The 21678-nt window shown below is 60.8% G+C and carries 21 protein-coding genes; 11 read left to right on the top strand and 10 right to left on the bottom strand.

Annotated features, from left to right (window positions below):
• Positions 1–77 precede the first annotated feature (77 nt).
• The 4 genes from ACEWPJ_RS01470 to ACEWPJ_RS01455 all read right to left on the bottom strand — a co-directional run bounded on the left by ACEWPJ_RS01470 (position 78) and on the right by ACEWPJ_RS01455 (position 3729).
• On the bottom strand, positions 78–1115 hold the full coding sequence (locus ACEWPJ_RS01470) for an endonuclease/exonuclease/phosphatase family protein (RefSeq protein WP_416512982.1): 1038 nt from the start codon (positions 1113–1115) through the stop codon (positions 78–80).
• A gap of 41 nt (positions 1116–1156) precedes the next feature.
• Positions 1157–1993, bottom strand: a complete 837-nt coding sequence (locus ACEWPJ_RS01465) for a hypothetical protein (RefSeq protein WP_416510382.1) — start codon at positions 1991–1993, stop codon at positions 1157–1159.
• Between the two features lie 255 nt (positions 1994–2248).
• Positions 2249–2854 carry a 3-isopropylmalate dehydratase small subunit gene (gene leuD / locus ACEWPJ_RS01460; RefSeq protein ID WP_416510381.1) on the bottom strand — a complete coding sequence of 202 codons (606 nt, stop codon included), beginning with the start codon at positions 2852–2854 and terminating at the stop codon, positions 2249–2251.
• Positions 2855–2916: 62 nt separating this feature from the next.
• Entirely contained in the window at positions 2917–3729 is an 813-nt protein-coding gene (locus ACEWPJ_RS01455) for a DUF4198 domain-containing protein (RefSeq protein ID WP_416510380.1), read from the bottom strand.
• On the opposite strand from ACEWPJ_RS01455, the gene ACEWPJ_RS01450 reads away from it, so the two are divergent.
• The gene (locus tag ACEWPJ_RS01450; RefSeq protein WP_416510379.1) at positions 3728–4888 is read left to right on the top strand and encodes a HupE/UreJ family protein; all 1161 of its coding nucleotides are present in this window, start codon (positions 3728–3730) and stop codon (positions 4886–4888) included. The two genes, ACEWPJ_RS01455 and ACEWPJ_RS01450, sit on opposite strands and share 2 nt — an antisense overlap.
• 33 nt (positions 4889–4921) lie before the next feature.
• Here the strand turns inward: ACEWPJ_RS01450 and leuC are convergent, their stop codons facing one another.
• Positions 4922–6325 (bottom strand): 3-isopropylmalate dehydratase large subunit, encoded by a 1404-nt coding sequence (gene leuC, locus ACEWPJ_RS01445; protein ID WP_416510378.1) that lies wholly within the window; start codon positions 6323–6325, stop codon positions 4922–4924.
• Between the two features lie 190 nt (positions 6326–6515).
• Positions 6516–7259, bottom strand: a complete 744-nt coding sequence (locus ACEWPJ_RS01440) for a sulfite exporter TauE/SafE family protein (protein ID WP_416510377.1) — start codon at positions 7257–7259, stop codon at positions 6516–6518.
• A gap of 77 nt (positions 7260–7336) precedes the next feature.
• Between ACEWPJ_RS01440 and ACEWPJ_RS01435 the strand changes: the two genes are divergently transcribed.
• The 8 genes from ACEWPJ_RS01435 (at position 7337) to ACEWPJ_RS01400 (ending at position 14901) form a co-directional block, all read left to right on the top strand.
• The gene (locus ACEWPJ_RS01435) at positions 7337–8680 is read left to right on the top strand and encodes a mechanosensitive ion channel family protein (protein WP_416510376.1); all 1344 of its coding nucleotides are present in this window, start codon (positions 7337–7339) and stop codon (positions 8678–8680) included.
• Between the two features lie 316 nt (positions 8681–8996).
• Positions 8997–9362 (top strand): ribosome silencing factor, encoded by a 366-nt coding sequence (gene rsfS / locus ACEWPJ_RS01430; RefSeq protein WP_416510375.1) that lies wholly within the window; start codon positions 8997–8999, stop codon positions 9360–9362.
• On the top strand, positions 9362–9832 hold the full coding sequence (gene rlmH / locus ACEWPJ_RS01425; protein WP_416510374.1) for a 23S rRNA (pseudouridine(1915)-N(3))-methyltransferase RlmH: 471 nt from the start codon (positions 9362–9364) through the stop codon (positions 9830–9832). Before rsfS ends, rlmH begins: the two co-directional genes overlap by 1 nt.
• A 61-nt stretch (positions 9833–9893) precedes the next feature.
• Entirely contained in the window at positions 9894–11411 is a 1518-nt protein-coding gene (gene gpmI, locus ACEWPJ_RS01420; protein WP_416510373.1) for a 2,3-bisphosphoglycerate-independent phosphoglycerate mutase, read from the top strand.
• Positions 11411–12541: a murein hydrolase activator EnvC family protein gene (locus ACEWPJ_RS01415; RefSeq protein WP_416512981.1), complete on the top strand. Its 1131-nt coding sequence runs from the start codon at positions 11411–11413 to the stop codon at positions 12539–12541. Before gpmI ends, ACEWPJ_RS01415 begins: the two co-directional genes overlap by 1 nt.
• Before the next feature lie 8 nt (positions 12542–12549).
• Positions 12550–13887, top strand: a complete 1338-nt coding sequence (locus ACEWPJ_RS01410) for a S41 family peptidase (protein WP_416510372.1) — start codon at positions 12550–12552, stop codon at positions 13885–13887.
• A gap of 34 nt (positions 13888–13921) precedes the next feature.
• A complete protein-coding gene (locus ACEWPJ_RS01405; protein ID WP_416512980.1) occupies positions 13922–14437 on the top strand; it encodes an RNA pyrophosphohydrolase in 516 nt (171 codons plus the stop codon).
• On the top strand, positions 14401–14901 hold the full coding sequence (locus ACEWPJ_RS01400; protein ID WP_416510371.1) for a hypothetical protein: 501 nt from the start codon (positions 14401–14403) through the stop codon (positions 14899–14901). The genes ACEWPJ_RS01405 and ACEWPJ_RS01400 overlap by 37 nt, the downstream gene beginning before the upstream one ends.
• Before the next feature lie 3 nt (positions 14902–14904).
• On the opposite strand, the gene ACEWPJ_RS01395 is transcribed toward ACEWPJ_RS01400, so the two are convergent.
• The 4 genes from ACEWPJ_RS01395 to dapE all read right to left on the bottom strand — a co-directional run bounded on the left by ACEWPJ_RS01395 (position 14905) and on the right by dapE (position 20347).
• Complete coding sequence (locus ACEWPJ_RS01395) at positions 14905–16209, bottom strand: lytic murein transglycosylase (RefSeq protein WP_416510370.1); 1305 nt, start codon at positions 16207–16209, stop codon at positions 14905–14907.
• Between the two features lie 110 nt (positions 16210–16319).
• Positions 16320–18581, bottom strand: a complete 2262-nt coding sequence (gene rnr, locus ACEWPJ_RS01390; protein WP_416510369.1) for a ribonuclease R — start codon at positions 18579–18581, stop codon at positions 16320–16322.
• Between the two features lie 31 nt (positions 18582–18612).
• Positions 18613–19176: a TIGR04282 family arsenosugar biosynthesis glycosyltransferase gene (locus ACEWPJ_RS01385; RefSeq protein WP_416512979.1), complete on the bottom strand. Its 564-nt coding sequence runs from the start codon at positions 19174–19176 to the stop codon at positions 18613–18615.
• A 22-nt stretch (positions 19177–19198) separates the two neighbouring features.
• On the bottom strand, positions 19199–20347 hold the full coding sequence (gene dapE, locus ACEWPJ_RS01380; RefSeq protein WP_416510368.1) for a succinyl-diaminopimelate desuccinylase: 1149 nt from the start codon (positions 20345–20347) through the stop codon (positions 19199–19201).
• Between dapE and ACEWPJ_RS01375 the strand changes: the two genes are divergently transcribed.
• Both ACEWPJ_RS01375 and ACEWPJ_RS01370 read left to right on the top strand, forming a co-directional pair.
• Positions 20348–20518 (top strand): hypothetical protein, encoded by a 171-nt coding sequence (locus tag ACEWPJ_RS01375; RefSeq protein ID WP_416510367.1) that lies wholly within the window; start codon positions 20348–20350, stop codon positions 20516–20518.
• A gap of 133 nt (positions 20519–20651) precedes the next feature.
• On the top strand, positions 20652–21677 hold the full coding sequence (locus ACEWPJ_RS01370) for a Hint domain-containing protein (protein WP_416510366.1): 1026 nt from the start codon (positions 20652–20654) through the stop codon (positions 21675–21677).
• Position 21678 lies beyond the last annotated feature (1 nt).

Below are 21678 nucleotides of genomic sequence, written 5' to 3'. Positions count from 1 at the left end.
CAATCCTTTATTTGAAGGTTGTTTCGCCGTAGCGGGTTCTTGTCAGAGGGTCAAGAACCCCCGCCCGTGATCGCGGCCTAGGGAAGCTGGATGTCAACCCACACCATGCGATGCCGGGAAGCTATCGCCACAACCTCTGCCATCGGGCCAGACGCGGGCCAGAACACCCCGCTTGCAACGACCTCCTGATCGCGCGAGGGCAAAACATAATCCACCCGCATATTACCGGGTTTCCCGCCGGTATCCGGCCAATCGGCGGTATCAAAAGCCGGATCGCCCCGTTGGCGCGCGTTTATCCCGCCTTGGTTTGCGGCTTGCGCGCCGCCGTCGCTTTGCGGTTCGGGATCGTGCAACAGCGGATGGGCTAACAGCGCCCAGATCGCCTCACCCCGCCCGTCGCCGTCGATGGGGTCGAGGTTGGCATCGCCCAGAACGATGAACGGGGCATCCGGAGCAGGTTCCGCCAGTATCCCGTCGAGATAACCCGCCCAGAACACCGTTTCATCGTGGTTGCGCCGCCCGTTGCGGTCCTCCTCTCCGTCGAAAACCGGAGTTGTTCCGTGCCATGAAAGCAGGTGCAACCGCGTCCCACCGGGCAAAACAACCGGAACATCCCAGTGGCCGACCGACGATAGCCGCTGCACCTCTTGCGCTTCGGGTGACGGAAAGGGCGCGCCATCCATCATCGGCAGCAGCGCGCCGGGAAAATCCTTCCACAGAAGCGTCGTGAAATCTCGCACACCCACATCGTCAATCGGATAGTGCGACAGAAGCGCCATGCCACCTTGCCCCGAGAAATCACCATACCCCTGCGTATCCCGCGCTTCGCCCAATCGTCCGTTGCCATCCATATCAAGCCCCGTTGCAACGCCGGAATTGGGTGGCAGCGCAAAGAGGTGGGGATAGTCGATGCCCGCTTCACGCAGCGTATCGACAAAGGCCGACAACGCGATCAAGTCATGATCGTAGTCGAACCGTTGCAGCAGCAGGATATCGGGGGCGACCTCGGCGATGACGGCGACGACTGCGGCGATCTGCGCGTCCTCGCCCCGCACGATGTCACGCAAAAGCAGACCCGGACCTTCACGGTCCAGCTCTGCGTTATACGTTGCTATTCGGTAGGTATCGGAAAAGGCGGCGCTGGCGGCAAGCCAGATCAGGCATGCGCCAACCCATTTTGTGCAAGCTCGTGCGATTGCCGCCGCTGCTCGGTAATCATGTCGGCGATCCGTCCCATGGCGATGCCGCGCATGAACAGACTTGCCGGAAGAAACGCCCATGCCGCCACTGTCCAGATCAGGGTTTGCGACGATGTGGTCGCCAGCGGATCGAACAGCGCCGCTGCGGACTTCACCGCCAATGGCGTCAAGAATGGCAGCAAGAAGCCTAAGGAAATGTTAAACCGAGCGTCACGGATCAGCCGATCTACCACATCTCCGCCCGCTGTGGGGTCGAAGGTCGGCAGGTTGACCCAGACGTTGAACGAACGCCCCTTCATCGGCCAACCCTGCAGGCGCAGCACGATCAGGAACACCGCCAGCGACAAGAGCGAGATCAGGTAAGACAATCCGGCGGTCGTGCGGACCAGCGCAAGGCTTGCCCGGTCGGTTCCATCCGGGAACATCGACAGCACAAGACGGACCGGGCTGTACGGAAAATCAATCGCGTGTCCGATCAGCGCGCCGATAGTTGTCAAAAATTGCGTGAGCGTTGTTGGGTCCGTGCGGCCGCGGCAGATTATGGTCAACAGAAAGACCGTTATGAACAGCGATAGAAACCGCACCCGGTTGAACGGCGGAGCGTCCCGGAACTCTATCAAGCTCGGGTAGTTCGACGCGTATTCAATCATTATCAGAATTGCGGAGAACAGCGCGACCAGAGTCACAATCTGCGCCGTGTCAGATGACTGACCCGGAAGCAACAACGTCGGCATTGCGATGAGCAATACCACGAATACCGCGCGAACGAACGCGCCTGCCAATTGCGAAATCAACGTATCGTACCCTTACCTAGGCCGGCCGCGATACAATGCCGCGACCTTATGCCCATCAGCGTCCGCTTTTTGCGACAGCTTTTCATTTTCTTCCCCAAGTTGTGGCCCCTACGAATCTATCCATCAAGGATTTGTTAACCATGACGATTTTAATGAGGCATTTTCGTGGAAGAACTGGTGCGACTTTGCATCAATCACGCAGCAAAAAGGGGGCCAGCGAAACTGACCCCCAATATATAGTGGTGTATCAGTGTTTTAGACCCAAGGCCGTTCTTGGGCTGCTTTGCTCTCAAACGTCGAAATCGACGCTTCTTTCGACATTGTCTGCCCGATATCGTCGAGTCCTTCGATCAGACAGTGCTTCTTGAACGCATCGACTTCAAACGCGACGGTCTGACCGTCAGAGGTCGTGATCTCCTGCTTTTCCAGATCGACGGTCATACGCGCATTCGCGCCGCGCTCCGCATCTTTCATCAGGATATCAACATCTTCCTGCGGCAGTGCGATCGGCAGGATACCGTTCTTGAAGCAGTTGTTGAAAAAGATGTCGGCGAAAGACGGGGCGATCACGACCTTGATCCCGAAATCCTTGATCGCCCAAGGTGCATGTTCGCGCGACGATCCGCAGCCGAAATTTTCTCCGGCCACCAATATCTCAGCATTGCGATAGGCGGGCTTGTTCAGCACGAATTCTGGCCGCTCATTCCGGTCGTCGTCATAGCGCATTTCGTCGAACAGGTTCACGCCGAGGCCGGACCGTTTGATCGTCTTGAGGAACAGCTTCGGGATAATCATATCCGTGTCGATATTGATCAGCGGCATCGGGGCCGCGACGCCCGTAACGGTTGTGAACTTGTCCATGTCATGTCTCCTGTAACGCCGCTTCGGATAGCCGAACGCCCCCCGAAAGACAAGCCGTGCTGCTATTCAGGCACCTGAAAGGTCAGCGCGGCCCACAGGGTTTCCCAAACCGGACCATCTTCGACGGAGTCGTTTTCTGTTGGGCGCATGACGACCGCATCCGCCAGATACTCGTGCCCGGCCTTCGCAGGCACCGTCGCGCGGCCCTCAGCGTCGGTCGTGTGAAGCGTGATCGTAACCTCGCCGTCCGGCGCTTTTTCGAACAGCTCGACCTGCGCGCCGACGCGGGGCGCGCCGTCATAAAGCACGCGCAGCGGCAGGCCATCGGACAGATCGTCGGTGTAAGGGTTCGCCTCGGCCACAATCTCTGTCAGCATCCCGACCGGGCGATCCGTGCCTGTGCCGTCACCGACCGCGATCAGCGCCTTGCAATATCGGCTGTAAAGCTCAACGAAGCCCGCATCCGGCAATCCCCGCTCCGCGTGCGCCTCTAACGTGCCGTCCATCGCCTTGTGTTCGACGAAGCGCACGAACTTCTCCCATTCGGTGTAGGTCAGGCGGCTGGTCGTGGTTTCGTGCACGACAATCGCCAGCCCCCCATCCCCTGCCGGCATGTTCAGCGCGGGTTTGTCGCCGATGCGCCCTTCGACCGGGCGCACGGTGTCGCCGTTTATGATTTCGAACCGGGTGAAACGTTCGGGCAGATAGGAATAGCCCGAACCGACGAATTCCTCGCCGTTTCTCAGATTTCCAACGATCTGATCATCCGGGGTGACCGTATAGTCTTCTGGTGATATCCAAAACTCGTGCGCGTGCGCGATGCCAGAAAACGCCACCGTAACAACGGCAAGGACAAGAAAGCGGACAATAGACATGAAGATCTTTCCAGTGATGCAGGCCCTCAACATCTTCGGCAGGGTCCTCAGCAAGTCAACCCTGCTGCTTGTCACGCTTCTGTGGGCAAACGCAACCATCGCGCATGAGATTGAGCCTGCGGTCGCGGATGTCAGCGTTAGCGAAAGCGTGGTCGACATCACCGTGGATCTGTCGCTTGAACCTTTGATCGCCGGGATGGACCTTGCCGGGCTGACCGACACGAATGACTCGCCGCTTTCGGGCACCTATGACGAACTCCGCAGCAAGGACCCGGAAGCGCTTGAGGCCGCCTTTCGTGCGGCCTGGCCTGGCATCGCGGAAGGTATAACCCTCAACGCCGGGGATACCGCACTGACGGCTGAGATTACGGCCATCGAAATCCCACCCGTCGGTGACGCGGAACTCCCCCGCAGTTCCACACTGCAGCTGACCGCCCCGCTCCCCGATGACGACACGCCCGTCGTGCTTGGCTGGGTCGCCGCCTATGGCCCGCTGGTCGTCCGACAGGAAAGCGCGGGCGAGGATGCCTACGCCGCGATGCTGCCCGATGGCGGGCTTAGCGCCCCCTTGCCCCGCAGCGGCGTTGCAGAGGTCGGCGGGCTTGCCGCCTTCCTTGATTACATCGTTATCGGCTTTGAACATATCGTGCCGAAGGGTCTTGACCACATCCTGTTCGTGCTCGGGCTATTCTTCTTCTCGCTGCATATCCGCCCCCTCTTGGTACAGGTGACGGCCTTCACCCTTGCCCACACGGTCACGCTGGCGCTTGCCACGCTTGAAATCGTGTCTGTCCCCGCCAGCATCGTCGAACCGCTGATCGCCGCGTCCATTGTCTATGTCGCGGTCGAGAACATCATCGGCGGAGAGATAACATGGCGACGCACCGCGATTGTCTTTGCGTTCGGCCTGCTGCACGGCCTCGGCTTCGCGTCAGTGCTGGGCGATATCGGGCTAGAGCCGACGCGGTTCCTGACCGGCTTGATCGGTTTCAACATCGGGGTGGAACTTGGCCAGCTCGCGGTGATCGCCGCTGCGTTCCTGCTGGTTGGCCTTTGGTTCGGGCGGAAAGACTGGTATCGCCGCGTGATCGCGGTGCCAGCCTCCGTCGTCATTGGGCTGGTTGGTGCCTATTGGTGTGTGGAAAGGGTGTTTCTCTGATCCCCGCTCGCGTGACCGGGGATCAAAGCCGGATCAGATGAAATCCCGCACATCCGTCAGCTTGCCGGTAACCGCCGCCGCCGCTGCCATCGCGGGCGACAGCAGGTGCGTCCGTCCGCCACGGCCCTGACGGCCTTCAAAGTTGCGGTTTGACGTCGCCGCACAGCGTTCGCCGGGGGAAAGCTGGTCCGGGTTCATCGCGAGGCACATGGAACAGCCCGCAAGCCGCCATTCAAACCCCGCTTCGATAAAGATGTCGGCTAGACCCTCTTCTTCCGCCTGTGCACGGACAAGGCCAGACCCCGGAACGACCATCGCCCGCATCCCGTCCTTGATCTTTTTCCCTTTCAGGATGGCCGCCGCCGCCCGCAGATCTTCGATCCGCCCATTGGTGCAGGAGCCGATAAAGACCGTGTCGATCTCGATCTCGCTCAGCGGGGTGCCGGGCTTCAGGCCCATGTATTCCAGTGAGCGCTTCGCGGCCTCAACCTTGCCACCGGTGAAATCCTCGGGGCTTGGCACGGTCGCAGTGATCGGCAGAACGTCTTCGGGCGAGGTGCCCCAGGTCACGACCGGGGCAATGTCTTCGCCCTTCAACGTGATGACCTTGTCGAAATGCGCGCCTTCGTCGGTGTAGAGCGTTTTCCACCAGTTCAGCGCCGCCTCCCACTGCGCCCCTTTGGGGGCATGCGGGCGGCCTTTCACGTATTCATATGTAGTATCGTCCGGCGCAATCAGGCCCGCGCGTGCGCCGCCTTCAATCGCCATGTTGCAGACGGTCATCCGGCCTTCCATCGAAAGGCTGCGGATCGCCTCGCCGCAATATTCGATCACGTAGCCGGTGCCGCCAGCGGTGCCAGTTTCGCCGATGATCGCCAGCGTGATGTCCTTCGCAGTCACGCCGGGGTTCAGCTTGCCGGTGACTTCGACCTTCATGTTCTTCGATTTCTTCTGGATCAGCGTTTGCGTCGCCAGAACGTGTTCGACCTCAGACGTGCCGATCCCGTGGGCCAGCGCGCCGAACGCGCCATGCGTCGCGGTGTGGCTATCGCCGCAGACGACCGTCATGCCCGGCAGGGTCCAGCCCTGCTCTGGTCCGACGATATGCACGATCCCTTGGCGCACATCGGATACCGGATAGTAGTGGATGCCGAAATCCTTGGCGTTCTTGTCAAGCGCATCGACCTGAATGCGGCTTTCCTCGTTGTCGATCCCGTTCACCCGGTCGAGCGTTGTCGGCACGTTATGATCCGGAACCGCAATCGTCTTTTCAGGCGCGCGAACCGTGCGCCCGGCCATGCGCAGCCCTTCAAAGGCTTGCGGGCTGGTTACTTCGTGCACCAGATGGCGGTCGATATACAGCAAGCTGGTTCCATCCTCGGCCTCATGCGCGAGGTGGGCATCCCAGATTTTGTCGTAGAGCGTCTTGGGGGACATCAGTCCTCTCCCATACTGTGTTCAGATATTACGATGACTGCGGTGATCGTCGGGCTGTCAGTGCCCGATGGAAAGCGACTGACCGTAGAACCGCCACGGCAGAAAGGCGCGGTCATGAATATCGTAGATGCGTTTCATGCGCATGCATTACATCGCTTTGGGGATTCCATCAAGCAGACAACATGAACCGTCACAGCCGGGCGAAGAACACAACGCTCATCGTCAGGCCGATCCCGATGATAACCGCTCGCATGACGGGTTTCGGCAATACCCGCGCCAAGCGCGCCCCGGCATAGCCGCCAGCGATTGCAGCGACGGCCATCAGCAGCGCCGCCTTCCATTCGACGATGCCCGCCACGGCGAACGTCGCGACCGAGATCGCGGAAATCACGAAGGACAGCGCATTCTTCAACCCGTTCATGAGGTTGAGGTTTTCCATGCCCCAAAGCGCAAACAGCGCCAGCAGGACAATCCCCAGCCCGCCGTTGAAATAGCCGCCATAGACCGCGACCGCGAACAGGCCGAAAATCCCGTAAGGCTGCGCCTGAAACACGCCATCCCGCATCCAGCCCTGCAATTGCGTCTGAAAGGCAAAGGCGGCGGTGGCGGCCAGCAGCAGGAACGGCACGATCACGGAAAACACATCGTCCGAGGACACCAGCAACAGCAGCCCGCCAACCAGTCCACCGATCAGCGAAACAACCGTCGCCCGGATCAGCTTTGCCCGGTCGAGCGATCCGATCTCCTCCCGAAAACCCGCCGCGGCGGACAGGTAGCCCGGAAACACCGCAACCGCACTGGTCGCATTGGCGATCACCGGCGGCACGCCAACATAGACCAGCGCCGGAAATGTCAGGAAAGTACCGCCCCCTGCGATGCTGTTGACGACACCCGCGCCAAACGCGGCGATCAGAAGGATCACTGTCTCTGTCATGTGCTGCGGTTAGCTTTTATTTCAATGGTTTGCAACGGCAGTTGTCGCCCGGCGCAGGTCGTGTAAAAATGCTCTCAATGGAAAGCGAAACAGAGTCTGTGGCGACCGAGGTTCAATCCCTCCTGTCGCAAATCGAATTCTTCCTGACGTCCCTTTTGCTGCCCTCGCGGCTCTATCAGGTTGCCGGTGTTCTGGCGGTTGTCGCGGCCGCACTGCTGCTGCGAATGATCGTAGCGCCGCGTTTTCACGAATGGATACGCAGCCTTGAGGGGCGCCCGAAATGGCAGCTTCGCTGGCTACTGATTGTCTACCGGCGCACCGGGCTGATCCTATTCGTCCTCCTGATCTGGATGGTGATCGTCTTTATGCGGGAGGTTCTGCAGACCTTCCCATCGCGCACCTACATCCTGTCGATCGTCGGTACGATCACCTTTGCATGGCTTGCCATCGTCATCGCAAGCCAGGTGATCCGAAACGCCTTTCTGCGAAGGGTCGTGCGTTGGGGTGGTTGGGCGTATGTCACGCTATTCTACTTCGGTTTTGTCGATGCAACGTCGCGGGTGCTTGATAACCTCGCCATCGAGTTTGGCGATTTCCGCCTGTCTGCGTTGACGCTACTGAAGGCGTTGGTCGTGACGGGCGTGCTGTTTTTTGCGGCGCGCGTGATCTCAAAAACCGCGGCGAACCGGATTTCGGCGAACGAGGATATCTCGCCCTCCATGCGGGTGCTGGCTGTCAAGTTCCTTCAGGTGCTGCTATTCGGATCTGCCTTCTTCATCGGGTTGAAGGCGGTCGGCTTTGATCTTACGGGCCTTGCGGTTCTGTCCGGTGCCATTGGTGTCGGCCTTGGTTTTGGTTTGCAAAAGGTCGTGTCGAACCTTGTCTCGGGCATTATCATCCTGCTCGACAAGTCGATCAAACCGGGCGATGTGATATCGATTGGTGACACCTTCGGCTGGATCAATTCACTTGGTGCCCGCTACGTTTCGATCACCACGCGAGACGGCAAGGAATATCTGATCCCGAACGAAGACCTGATCACCGGACAGGTCGTGAACTGGTCGCATTCAAACGAGTTTGTGCGGCTCGACATCTACTTTGGCACAGCCTATGGCGACAACCCGCACGACGTGCGGCGTATCGCGATCGACGCGGCGAAGGGGGTCGAAAGGGTGCTCAGCTTCCGCGCGCCAGTCTGTCACATCGTCGGATTTGGTGACAGCTCCGTCGACTACATCCTACGGTTCTGGATCAAAGACCCGACCGGCGGGCTGACCAATATCCGGGGCAATGTTTATCTGGCGCTGTGGGATGCGTTCAAAGAAAATGACATCTCAATCCCGTTCCCGCAGCGCGAAGTTCGAATGCTGGGCGACGAGGGGTTCGAGCCACCGGAAGACAAACAGTCGCCGAAAGATTAGGCCGATTGTTTCAGGTCTTCCCTAAAAGTTGAGCGTCCATATGCAGACGTGATTTGGCCCTATCCCCCATCCCAACCACACTGAAATTCACGCATTTTGCAGTGATTCTGCCCGATAATCAGCCGTTTTTCCACAACGGCGAACCTGTGCCTATCCTGCCACAGCACACCCATCCCTCCATTGAGATTTCATCCCCGCGATGTTACCTTTCACTCAGGCTCTGCGCCGGGGCTGGTTTCGGCGCGATCGAAAGGAGGACATTGTCCTGTCTCACACTGCAAACGTAGCTGGTAGCACAGCTGCTCCGAACGCGCCGATGGCCGCTGGTTCGGTAAATATTTCAAGCGAACAGCTGCTTGAACGCATCCTAACTTCACTCGACGATGACAAGGCCGAGGACGTAGTCCAGATCGACCTGCGTGGAAAATCCGCAATGGCCGACTATATGGTCGTATGCTCGGGTCGTTCCACCCGGCAGGTGGCGGCGATTTCGACGAAACTTGTTGATGAGTTGAAGCGCGATCTTGGCCGCATATCAAAGATTGAGGGCAAGGATCAGGGCGACTGGGTTCTGATCGACACGGGCGACATCATCGTGCATGTCTTCCGGCCCGAAGTGCGGGAGTTCTATCAGCTGGAAAAGATGTGGTTGCCCACGGGCGGCGCTGACGCTTCGGCGTAATGCGCGTGCACATCTGCGCTGTTGGTCGCCTTCGGGCGGGGCCAGAGCGTGATCTTATTGACGACTATCTCACACGATTTGACCGCACCGGACGGGCGCTTGGGCTTGGCCCTGCCTCCGTGATTGAGGTCGAGGATAAAAAGGGCGGCGGGCAGGATGCCGAAGCCGCCCTGCTGGACCGCGCGATCCCGAACAGCGCGGTCGTCTGTGTGCTCGAAGAACGGGGAAAGGTCATGCCCTCCCCCGAATTTGCGGCGCAACTCGGCCGTTGGCGCGATGACGGGCGCGGCGATCTGGCCTTCGTGATCGGCGGCGCGGACGGCATCGCGAAACCGCTGCGGGCGCGGGCGGATTTCAAGCTCAGCTTTGGGGCAATGGTCTGGCCGCATATGCTGGCGCGGGTGATGCTGTCCGAACAACTCTACCGCGCGGCGTCAATCCTTGCCGGTGCCCCCTATCATCGCAGCTAGAAAGGTTGCCCTTCGCCCCGGTGATCCTTAGACACAGGCCAAGCAGTTCTTGAGGCGAAAGATGAGCACACCCAAACCCGTGGTTCTCTGCATCCTGGACGGATGGGGACTTCGTGACACGACAGAGGCGAATGCGCCTGCGCTGGCCGAAACGCCGAATTTCGACAGGCTGATGGCGACCTGCCCGAATGCGACCCTGACGACGCATGGGCCGGATGTGGGCCTGCCGACGGGGCAGATGGGAAATTCAGAAGTCGGACACACGAATATCGGCGCGGGCCGGGTCGTTGCGATGGACCTTGGCCAGATTGATCTTGCGATTGAGGATGGATCGTTTTTTCAGAACGCCGCAATCAAAGATCTGATCGCCAAGTTGAAGAAATCCGGCGGCACGGCGCATCTGATGGGACTGCTCAGTGATGGCGGCGTGCACGCGCATCTTGATCACATCATGGCCGCCGCGACCATGCTTTCCGATGCAGGCATTCCGGTCGCGATCCATGCCTTCACCGATGGCCGCGACGTGGCCCCGAAATCGGCGGAGAGCTACCTTGCGACAGCCGGGAAAGAACTGCCGCCGAACGCGTGGTTCGCAACCATCACGGGCCGTTATTACGCGATGGACCGCGACAATCGGTGGGAACGGGTTAAGACCGCCTATGACGTCATCGTGCATGGCAGGGGCGATCAGGCGACCGGACCGTTCGAGGCGGTGCAACAGGCTTACGCCGACGGCAAGACCGATGAGTTCATACCGGCCACCGCGATTGCGGGCTATGACGGGATGCACACGGGCGACGGGCTGTTTTTCATCAACTTCCGGGCCGACCGGGCGCGGGAATTGCTGGCGGCGATTGGCGCGCCGGAGTTTGACGGGTTTGATCGCGGCGACCGCCCGAACCTTGTGGCGCGTTTGGGAATGGTGAAATATTCCGACGCCCACAACGATTACATGACCGCGGTCTTTCCAAAGCGCGACATCGTCAACACGCTGGGCGCATGGGTCGCGCAGCACGGCAAGCGCCAGTTCCGGCTGGCCGAGACCGAGAAATACCCGCACGTGACCTTCTTCCTCAATGGCGGCAAGGAAGTGCCGGAGGAAGGTGAGGATCGCTTCATGCCGCCCTCGCCCAAGGTCGCGACCTACGACATGCAGCCCGAAATGTCGGCACCCGACGTCACCAAGAAATTCGTTGAGGCGATCAAGGACGGCTACGACCTGATCGTCGCCAATTACGCGAACCCCGACATGGTGGGACATACGGGCGATCTTGATGCTGCAATGAAAGCCTGCGCTGCCGTCGATGCGGGGCTTGGGCAAGCGCTCGCGGCGCTTGAAACCGCAGGTGGCGCGATGATCGTCACCGCCGATCACGGCAATTGCGAAACGATGGTCGATCCCGAAACCGGCGGGCCGCACACGGCGCATACGACGAACCCGGTGCCGGTGATCCTGTTCGGCGGGCCGGAGGGGGCAAGCTTGCGCAAGGGGCGGCTCGCTGATCTTGCGCCGACGCTGCTGGCGCTGATGGGCTTGCTGCAACCAGATGAAATGACCGGGGAAAGCCTGATTTCGTGATGTGGGCATCGCGTATCACCGGCCCGGTCACGGGGCTTTTTTTGGCGCTGGCGACGCACGCTACCGCACAGACTGATCCGTCAATCACCGCCCGCCGCGCCGCCCAGCAGCTTGAGGCCGCATCGGTCGCCCTGCAAGACGCCGACGGCGCGCGCGACAGGGTGTCGGCCCTGACCCAAACGATTCAAGCCTACGAAGAAGGCCTCGGCGCGATGCGGCAGGGTTTGCGGCAGGCCGCGATCCGCGAACAGTCCATCCAACTGGTGTTCGAGGCTAAACGCGATGAGGTATCGCGCCTTCTGGGTGTCTTGCAAACCATGCAGAATTCTCCCGCTCCGCTTCTTCTCCTGCACCCGTCCGGCCCGGTCGGAACCGCCCGCTCCGGCATGATCCTGTCATCCGTCACACCCGCCATTCAGGCCGAAGCCGAAACCCTGCGTGCCCAGCTTGAAGAGGTCGCCCTGCTGCGAGAACTTCAGCAAAACGCGACCATCACGCTGGAAGAGGGACTCGCCGGGGTGCAGATCGCGCGGACGGAACTGTCAAAGGCGATTTCCGACCGCACCGACCTGCCCCGCCGCTTCACCGCTGACCCGGAGCGGATGCAGGCACTGCTTGATGGCAGTGAGACCCTGCAAGGCTTTGCCAGCGGGCTATCGTCGCTGCCCGAAGGCAGCCTTGAAATCGACCTGCCGGATTTTGAGGCGGTGAAAGGGGCGCTCGCCCTTCCGGTGTCCGGTACGGTTCTTCGCCAATTCAACGAACCCGACGCGGCGGGCATCCGCCGCCCCGGATTACTGCTTGCCACGCGCCCGCTTTCCATCGTGACGGCACCGTGGCCCGCAACGATCCGATACCGTGGCCCGTTGCTCGACTACGGAAATGTGATGATCGTTGAGCCGCATAAGGACTATCTTGTGGTGCTTGCGGGCCTCGGAACGGTCTATGGTGAGGTCGGAGAGGTCGTGTCAGCCGACGCGCCGCTTGGCCTGATGCCGGGTGACGGAACGACCGCAGGCGATGTAACCACCGACGCAGGTGTAGACCGGACAGAGACGCTGTATATAGAGTTGAGACATGCGCAAAGCCCTGTGGACCCAAGCGACTGGTTCACGATGAACAAGGATTAGGACGTAACATGAAAAAGTTTGTAATGGCCGCGTTGGGCGGCACCCTTGCCGGGGTCGTGGCTACAACGCAGATCGCGGGGCCGCTGATCGCGCAGGAAACCACGCGAAATACAAACGTCTATGAACAGCTTGATCTGTTTGGCGACATATTTGAACGCATCCGTTCGCAATATGTCGAAGAGGTGGACGAGGCGGAACTGATCGAAGCGGCGATCAACGGTATGCTCAGCTCGCTCGATCCGCACTCAAGCTTCCTGCCACCCGATGATTTCGACGAGATGCGCGAACAGACGCGAGGCGAATTCGGCGGCCTCGGCATCGAGGTCACGCAGGAAGAGGGTTTCGTCAAGGTGGTGTCCCCGATTGACGGCACGCCTGCCGCCGCCGCCGGGATCGAGGCGGGCGATTTCATCACCCATGTCGATGGCGAGAGCGTTCTGGGCCTGACACTCGACGAAGCGGTCGATCTGATGCGCGGGCCGGTCGGGTCGGAAATCATCATCACCATCGTCCGCGAAGGCGAGGCGGAGCCGTTCGATGTCTCGATCATCCGCGACACAATCACCCTGACCGCCGTGCGCACCCGCACCGAAGGCGAAACCGTGGTTCTGCGCGTGACGACGTTCAACGACCAGACTTTCCCCAACCTGCGGGACGGCATGATGGAAGCGGTTGAAGAAGCCGGCGGCATGGAAAACGTCAACGGCTTCGTGCTGGACCTTCGCAACAATCCGGGCGGTCTGCTCAACCAGGCGATCCTCGTTTCCGACGCCTTCCTTGAAGCCGGAGAGATCGTTTCGACCCGTGGCCGCGCCGCCGAAGACGGCGAACGCTTCAACGCCAACCCCGGCGACCTTGCCGACGGGAAACCGATGGTGGTGCTGATCAATGGCGGCTCTGCCTCCGCCTCTGAAATCGTAGCAGGCGCGTTACAGGATCACCGCCGCGCCATCGTGATCGGCACGAAAAGCTTTGGCAAAGGATCTGTTCAGACGGTCATGCCGCTGCGCGGCGACGGCGCGATGCGCCTGACCACCGCGCGGTATTACACGCCTTCCGGCCGCTCAATCCAGGCGCTTGGCGTATCGCCCGACATCGTCGTTGAACAACCCCGCCAGCGCCCCGATGAGGAAGAGGAGGAGGAAGGCCCGCGCGGCATCCGGTCAGAGGCCGATCTGCGTGGCAGCCTCGACAATGACTCGATCTCCGAAGATCAGCGCAAAGTGCTGGAAGAGGAACGCGCTGCTGCCGAAGCCGCCGCAGAACTGCGCGAGGAAGACTATCAGCTCGCCTATGCTATCGACATCCTGAAGGGGATGTCAGCACTGGCGCTTGCAGCAGAATAAGGGATCGGGCCGGGGCAACCCGGCCCGCCACACGATGACCCCGGATCAGATCGCACACCTGCCCTATCGCCCCTGTGTCGGGGTGATGCTGGCAAATGCCGATGGCCGAATTTTTGCGGGGCAGCGGATCGACACCGACATCCCCGCTTGGCAAATGCCCCAAGGCGGGATCGATGAAGGCGAAAACGCCCGCGACGCTGCCTTGCGCGAACTGTGGGAGGAAACCGGAGTGGTGGCCGATCTGGTTTCCATTGAGGCTGAAACCCGCGATTGGGTCGCCTATGACCTGCCGCATGACCTCGTCCCGAAGCTGTGGAAGGGGCGGTATCGCGGGCAGAAACAGCGTTGGTTTCTGATGCGGTTTCAGGGCTCCGACAGCGACATCCAGATTGAAACGGAACACCCGGAATTTTCGCGTTGGAAGTGGGTGACAGCGCAAGAAATGCTCGACTCCATCGTGCCGTTCAAGCGCGATCTCTATGCTAAAGTGGTGGCGGAACTCGGAGAATACCTATGTTCAGATACCTCACCGCCATCGGAACCGTCCTGATCGCATCACAAGCGCACGCGCTGTCCTGCCTGCCGCCAAACCCGATCCGCGCGACCGAAGTCGCCGTCGAAAGCACTGACCGGTTCGTGATGGCCTATGGCCAGTTGCAGGCGATCAACGGTCGCCCGGACAGGCCCAATATCGACCCGAACAATCAAAACCCACCCGCGATTAGTTATGAGGCGCGGTTCGTCGGCATGTCAGCCTCCCGACGGGCGTTTGACACACCGATTGATGCACGCGTCACTGTGACGGAAACCTGCCTTGCCGTTTGGTGCGGGCGGGCTGCACTTAACACGCAAATGCTGGTGTTTCTGAAACAGCAGGCGGGCGACTATTCCATCGAAACCGGGCCGTGCGACATGGGTGGCGGGTTCCCCAACCTTGGCCGGGCTGATCTGCGCGAGGTGCTGCGTTGCGCCTTTCAAAGCGACTGCGATGCAGAGAGGTTTGAACTGCGGTAACGCTCAGCGCAGCCGCCGCAGGATGTCCATCGACGCATAGCCATCTGGAATCAGACCGATCGACGACTGATAAGAGCGGATCGCTGCAATCGTGTTGGGGCCGATAATTCCATCAAGCCCGTCCGTGTCGAACCCGGCAGAGGTCAAACGCTCCTGTAATTCCTTCTTTTCGCTGAACCGGAGGGGCCGATCACTGCGGGGCCAACTTGCGCGGATTGCGGGGCCGCCGCCGATCCGGTCAGACAGGTGACCAACGCCGATCACATAGGCGTCTGCGGTGTTGTAGCGTTCGATCACATGGAAGTTCTGAAAGATCATGAACGCCGCGCCTTGCGCCCCAGCGGGCAGCAGGATCGACGCGGCGCCATGTTCGGGAATTTCGCGGCCCGCTGCATCACGGATGCCCATCGCCATCCAATCGCTGACGGGCTTTTTGATCCGTTCACCGGACTGCGCGTAGTCAAAGCCGCTGGGAAGGCTGACCTCAACGCCCCAAGGCTGCCCCTTGGTCCAGCCAAAGCGGGCGAGGTAGGCCGCGGTCGACGCCAGCGCATCCGCCGGATTGTCCGACCAGATGTCACGCTTGCCATCGCCGGTGAAGTCCTGCGCATACGACAGGTAGCTTGTCGGAATGAACTGCGTGTGCCCCATCGCCCCGGCCCATGATCCGGTCATGTTCCCCGGCGCGACATCGCCGGATTGCACGATCTGGAGCGCGGCGATCAGTTGTTGTTCAAAGAACCGCCCCCGCCGGCCATCATAGGCGAGCGTTGCGAGTGCCCCGATAATGGGTGTACTGCCGCGAAACGCACCGTAAGCGCTTTCCAGCCCCCAGACGGCGACGACGACTTCCTTTTCCACCCCGTATCGCGCTTCGATCTGCTCCAGCAGGGCGAGGTTGTCGCGCAGCGCCGCTTGGCCGTTTTCGATGCGGGTGTCAGACGCAGCGCTATCCAGATAATCCCAAATCTGCTTGGTGAATTCGGATTGGTTGCGGTCCTTCTGGATCACGTCGGCATTGTAGCGCACATCCCGAAACGCCGCGTCGAGCGTTGATCGGTTGATCCCCTTAGACGCCGCGCGGATGCGGAAGCCTTCGATCCAGCGGGCGAACCCCGCATTGCCACCTTGGATTTGCGTTTCCACGACGTTATCGCCCTGCGGCCGCGCCGCGGGGCGGGGCGACACGGTGATGCCGCGTGTCGAAATAGTCGTTGTATGCTCCACCGCTCCGGGTCGTTCGACCGGGCGTTGCGATGTGCTTTGCGCCGCGACTGCGGGCGCAACACACCCCAAGAGTGCTGCCATCAGAAAACTGCGCTGCCACACGGATACCACCTGCTCTTTTTGTTGTCTTTGCGCGAAGTTTACCCGTTATCCGGGTTCTCGCAAAGCGTCTTTGAACGGGTCGGCAGTGATCAGCCACGTCGCTTGCGCTCAACCTTTTTGCGGGTCTTGGCGGTCTTGGATCGGCTGCGATTTTTGGCGCGGCCCCGGTTGCTTGATCCGCCACGCCCCCCGCCGCCGCGCGGCATTGGTTTTCCGGCAACCGCCAGCAGTTCAACAACCAGCCCGCCCGTCACAGGAGCCGCTTCGGCCAGCCGAACGGTCACGGGCATTCCCAGCCCGAGAGTAAAGCCGGTATCGGACCCGGTCAGCGTCTGCTCCTCCACATCATGCCGGAAGTATTCGCGGCCCAGCGTGCCAATCGGCACCAGCCCGTCCGCCCCAGTTTCATCCAGCCGCACGAACAGCCCGAATCGCGCAATGCCAGAGATGCGACCATTCAGTTCACTGCCCACACGCTCCGCCAGATAGGCGGCAAGGTAGCGGTCCGTCGTATCACGCTCTGCCATCATCGACCGCCGTTCGGTATCGGAAATATGCGTGCCGGTCTGGGCGAGCATATCGACGTCCTCAGGCGTTAGACCATCATCACCCCAGCCATGCGCTGTCACCAGCGCGCGGTGCACGATCAAATCTGCATAGCGCCGGATCGGAGAGGTGAAATGCGCATACGCTTTCAGTGCCAACCCGAAGTGCCCGAAATTTTCCGGCGCGTAGTAGGCTTGCGTCATCGACCGCAGCGTCGACATATTGATCAGCTCGCTATTCTCCGTATCCGCTGCCTGTTCGAGCAGGCGGTTCAGGTGCTGGGTCTTCAACACCTGCCCCTTGGCGAGCGTCAGCCCCGACGCCTGCGCAACCTCGCGCAGCGATTCAAGTTTCTCCGGGCTCGGTTCTTCGTGGACGCGGAACAGCAACGGCTGGCGTTTTGAAATCAACTCCTCCGCCGCGGCGACATTGGCGAGGACCATGAATTCTTCAATCAATCGGTGCGCGTCCAGCCGTTCCTTGAAGTTAACGGCTGTCACCTCGCCCTCATCGCTTAGCTCAATCCGGCGCTCCGGCAGGTCGAGTTCAAGCGGCTGACGCACGGCGCGGGCGATTTTCGTCGCCTCATACGCGGCGTAGAGCGGTTTCAGCACGTCCTCAAGCAACGGCGCGCAGCGGTCATTAGGATTGCCGTCAATCGCCTGCTGCACCTCTTCGTAGTGAAGCGAGGCCGCGGATTTCATCATCGCGCGGGTAAAGCGGTGGCTGATCTTGTTACCCTTCGCGTCAAGCACCATGCGGACCGCGATACAGGCGCGGGGCACGCCTTCGTGCAGGCTGCACAGATCGCCGGACAGGCGGTCGGGCAGCATCGGCACGACGCGATCGGGGAAATAGGTCGAATTCCCACGTTTCCGCGCCTCTCGATCCAGCGCCGATCCGGGGGTAACGTAATGCGCGACATCCGCAATCGCGACCCAGACGACATGGCCGCCGGGGTTCTTCGGATCATCGTCGGGGTGGGCATAGCAGGCATCGTCGTGGTCCCGCGCGTCTGCGGGGTCGATGGTGAACAGCGGCATATCCCGCAGGTCTTCGCGCTTGCCGAGGGGCGCGGGTTTGATCGCGTCGGCCTCTGCGATCACCTCATCCGGGAAGGAATCCGGGATACCATGCTGGTGGATCGCAATCAGCGAAATCGCCTTTGGCTGGGTCGGGTCACCAAGGCGAGAGGTTATGCGCGCCGCGGGCAGACCCATGCGTGACTTTGGCCCGGCAGCTTCGGCCTCAACCAGTTCGCCATCCTTGGCGCTGAGGGACGCGCCGTTTGCCACGGTCCATTCCTTGTCCGATCCCTTGTCGATCGGCAGGATGCGCCCGCCTTCCGCCCCTTTGCGAAAGATGCCGAGGATACGGCCCGGATTGGTGCCGATCCGCCGGATCAGCCGCGCTTCGTAGTCGTGCTGCTCGCCTTTCACCTCCGTCAGCCGGGCGAGGATACGGTCGCCTTCCCCCATTGCGGGGTCCGACGCTTTCGGCACGAACAGAACCACCGGCGCGTCGCCGTCGCCATGCCACTCCAACGGTTTCGCGAACAGATCGCCATCACCACCGGGCGCGAGCATCTCAAGCACCGAAACTGGGGGCAGCTTGTCCGGGTCGCGATAGGTTTTCTTGCGTTTCTCCAGATGACCGTCCGCCTGAAGCTCTTTCAAGATGCGTTTCAGGTCGATCCGCGCTGCGCCCTTGATGCCAAAGGCGCGGGCGATGTCACGTTTGCTGGTCTGGGTCGGGTTCTCAGAAATCCATTGCAGGATTTCATCTTTTGTAGGAATGCGCGTCATGGCTATGGCGTAGCACGGCGCAACGGGCGCGTCATTCGGTAAGTTTGGCGAGGTCTTCGGCGGTATCGATATCCTGAAGCGTGTCGATCAGCGCGATGGAGCAATCGCCGAGCGTCGCCCGCGTATCCGAAAGCGCGTGTTCGGTCGACCATCGCACGCCTTCAAACAATTGCACGGGCACCGGGCGGATGCGTTTGAGGCCGATTAACCAATACCCACCGTCGGGGGCGGGTCCAAACACTGCGTCATGGTCGCCCAGCGCCTTGAACGCCCGCGCGATATGGGCGCGAGTGATGCCGGGGATATCGGCACCGACGATAACGACCGGACCGGGCGCGAGGGTGCGGAACACGCGGCCCATGCGGTCGCCCAGATCGCCCGGCCCCTGCGGTATTCGCGGCAGATGCGCGGGCCAGACACGGCTTTGCATCCCCTCGTGATCCGGTGAAACGGCAAGCACGGTATCCCAGCGCGCGTCATCAATACGGCGAAGCAAGCCCGCGACCTGGCGACGGAACCACCACGCGGCGGGGACCATGCCCATGCTCTTGCCAAGCCGGGTCTTGACCCGGCCGGGGCGCGGTTCCTTCACCATGACCACCAGTCGCGGGCGGGCGTTAGGCGAAATAGTCACGTAGAATCCGCGTGTAGACCGCTTTCAGCTGGATGATCTGTTCGATCTCCACCCGTTCATCGACCTGGTGCATCGTCTTGCCGACCAGCCCGAATTCAACGACTGGGCAGTGATTCTTGACGAACCGCGCATCGGACGTGCCGCCAGATGTCGACAGAACCGGAGTCGCGCCCGTTTCCACCTCAACCGCCTGCGCCACGAGGTCGGAGAGCGGGCCGGGTGGGGTCAGAAAGCTCTCGCCCGAGATTTTTACGTCCACGTCAATGGACACGCCGCTTTCGCCCGCGACCTCGGCAGCCGTTGCGTTCAACCAAGCGGTCAGGCTTTCGCCGCTATGGGCGTCATTGAAGCGGATGTTGACGGTGGCGCGGCATTCGGCAGGGATCACGTTATTCGCCGGGTTCCCGGTATCGACCGTGGTGATCGCAAGCGTTGTAGGGTCGAAATGCTCTGTTCCCTCATCGAGCTTATGCGACGCCAAGCGGTCGAGCAGTTTGACCATCACCGGTAGCGGATTGCGGGCGCGATGTGGATAGGCCGAATGACCTTGCACTCCCTTCGCCGTCAGATAGGCGGTCATCGATCCGCGCCGCCCGATTTTTATCATCTCGCCCATTTTGTCGGGGCAGGTCGGCTCCCCCACTAGACAGGCGGTCATCGCCTCCCCCTCGGTTTCCATCCAGTCGAGAAGGGCGATGGTGCCGTCTTGGGCATCGCCCTCTTCATCACCGGTAATCGCTAGGATGACGGCCCCGTCTGGAGGGGTATCGCGCACGAAATCAATCGCGGCGGCGGCAAACGCCGCGACGCCCGATTTCATATCGGTCGCACCCCGCCCCCAAAGCATCCCGTCGGCTTTCGCCGCGCCGAAGGGATCAACGCTCCACGCCTCGGTGTCGCCAACTGGCACGACATCGGTATGACCGTTAAACCCAAACGACTTCGGATGCGCCTTGTCGCCCCAACGGGCATAAATGTTCGCAATCCCGCCACGATCAACGCGGGTGCAGGTAAACCCCGCCGCGCTCAGCCGCTCTTCCAGCAAAACCAGCGCGCCGCCCTCGTCGGGTGTGACGGACGGACAACGGATCAGATCGGCGGTCAGGGCAACGGGATCGGTCGGTTCGGTCACTTGGCTCTCCTTTCCGGTAGCGATAGCCCGGTTGAAACGGGGCTGCAATCCCGCGACACCCGCGTCCTTGGCATCGCTTATGCATCCACGGGCGATTTCACGGCGATACAGTTTGTGTTTTCGACCACGGGGCGGGCACGGGTCTTGATTGCACAAGCGGTCGCGGCCTAGAAGCAATTATGCGCGTGGAAAATCATCGGCACCGAATTGGACAGGGTTTGACCACAGCCGTATTCTGCGTGACAGATCGCACGGCAAACGCCCCTTGCGATCCAAGCAGTGTGTTGCGAGGAAACGGGTTTTAATGAGTTGGCTGGCGTATCGAGCTTTCAAGGCCCTGGATCGACACGATCTGGATCGCGCCTTGCCGGCTTCGGGCGACAACATCGCGCGGCTCGACAAAGGCAGCTTGTTGTTTGAAGTTGACGCCCCCGTTCGCGGCCAAGGCGGGCAAACCCTGATCGACCTGCGGTCCGAACCCGGCCGCAATATGGATTTCTTTCTGAAGCTGACGGGCAACGGGGCAGTACGGCTGCGCTATCAAAAGCTTGATATGATGGTGCCCTTCGGCGCGGCCGATTGGGAACAGCCGCTGCATGTCAGCTTTGTCTGGGACAAGTCGGCGCATAAATGTCGCCTGGATGTTGAATGTCTGGAAAGCGGCGACATTCTGACCGTGTCGGAAAATATCAAGATCGCCGTCCCGACCGATCTGATCCAAGTGCTGTCCCGCACGCGCGACCCCGAAAAAGTATCCGGTGCCGTGGTGATGTTTGCCCTGTCAAACGAAGTCGCGCCGATTTCCCACCTGCCGTCGATTGAGGCATCCAGCCCCGTCGAAACCCCCGACGGCTGGCGCCCGATTAAAGAATTGGCGGTCGGAGACCTTGTCCTGACCGACGATCACGAGGCACAGCCCGTGCGCAAGATCACCTCACGGGAGGTTCCGGCGATTGGTCATTTCCAACCGCTACGCATCCGCGCGCCGTTTTTTGGGCTGGCGCAGGACATTCTGGTCGCACCCCATCAGTCTTTGGTCATTCACGATGATCTGGTGGAATATCTTTTCGCCGAAGAACGCGTTCTGGTCGAGGCGGGACAGCTATCCGACGGCTCCGCGATCTTTCCCGAACACAACATCAGCACGGTCCGCTACGTTCAGTTGATCTTTGACGACCACGTGATCCTGAACGTCGCGGGGGCCGAGATGAGCAGCCAGTTCAACCCCGAAGCAGGGGCCGCTGAAGGCGATCCGATCCACGAAGAGCTCGCCTGCCCATCCCTGCGCCGGTATGAGGCGCTGACGCTCAGGTCGATGCGAAACGCGTAAA

It is taken from the genome of Aliiroseovarius sp. YM-037 (genome assembly GCF_048060095.1).
Classification (GTDB): Bacteria; Pseudomonadota; Alphaproteobacteria; order Rhodobacterales; family Rhodobacteraceae; genus JBLUOA01.
Note: the sequence above shows the minus strand (reverse complement) of the source record. Positions and strands in the feature narration are given on the sequence as shown.

Coding starts and splice junctions, on each gene's coding strand:
- ACEWPJ_RS01400 (WP_416510371.1), top strand. CDS start 14,401: ATGTTCAGATACCTCACCGCCATCGGAACCGTCCTGATCGCATCACAA.
- rlmH (WP_416510374.1), top strand. CDS start 9,362: ATGCGCGTGCACATCTGCGCTGTTGGTCGCCTTCGGGCGGGGCCAGAG.
- ACEWPJ_RS01410 (WP_416510372.1), top strand. CDS start 12,550: ATGAAAAAGTTTGTAATGGCCGCGTTGGGCGGCACCCTTGCCGGGGTC.
- rnr (WP_416510369.1), bottom strand. CDS start 18,581: ATGACGCGCATTCCTACAAAAGATGAAATCCTGCAATGGATTTCTGAG.
- leuD (WP_416510381.1), bottom strand. CDS start 2,854: ATGGACAAGTTCACAACCGTTACGGGCGTCGCGGCCCCGATGCCGCTG.
- ACEWPJ_RS01395 (WP_416510370.1), bottom strand. CDS start 16,209: ATGGCAGCACTCTTGGGGTGTGTTGCGCCCGCAGTCGCGGCGCAAAGC.
- rsfS (WP_416510375.1), top strand. CDS start 8,997: ATGGCCGCTGGTTCGGTAAATATTTCAAGCGAACAGCTGCTTGAACGC.
- leuC (WP_416510378.1), bottom strand. CDS start 6,325: ATGTCCCCCAAGACGCTCTACGACAAAATCTGGGATGCCCACCTCGCG.
- ACEWPJ_RS01440 (WP_416510377.1), bottom strand. CDS start 7,259: ATGACAGAGACAGTGATCCTTCTGATCGCCGCGTTTGGCGCGGGTGTC.
- gpmI (WP_416510373.1), top strand. CDS start 9,894: ATGAGCACACCCAAACCCGTGGTTCTCTGCATCCTGGACGGATGGGGA.
- ACEWPJ_RS01370 (WP_416510366.1), top strand. CDS start 20,652: ATGAGTTGGCTGGCGTATCGAGCTTTCAAGGCCCTGGATCGACACGAT.
- ACEWPJ_RS01450 (WP_416510379.1), top strand. CDS start 3,728: ATGAAGATCTTTCCAGTGATGCAGGCCCTCAACATCTTCGGCAGGGTC.
- ACEWPJ_RS01405 (WP_416512980.1), top strand. CDS start 13,922: ATGACCCCGGATCAGATCGCACACCTGCCCTATCGCCCCTGTGTCGGG.
- ACEWPJ_RS01385 (WP_416512979.1), bottom strand. CDS start 19,176: ATGGTGAAGGAACCGCGCCCCGGCCGGGTCAAGACCCGGCTTGGCAAG.
- ACEWPJ_RS01415 (WP_416512981.1), top strand. CDS start 11,411: ATGTGGGCATCGCGTATCACCGGCCCGGTCACGGGGCTTTTTTTGGCG.
- ACEWPJ_RS01455 (WP_416510380.1), bottom strand. CDS start 3,729: ATGTCTATTGTCCGCTTTCTTGTCCTTGCCGTTGTTACGGTGGCGTTT.
- ACEWPJ_RS01435 (WP_416510376.1), top strand. CDS start 7,337: ATGGAAAGCGAAACAGAGTCTGTGGCGACCGAGGTTCAATCCCTCCTG.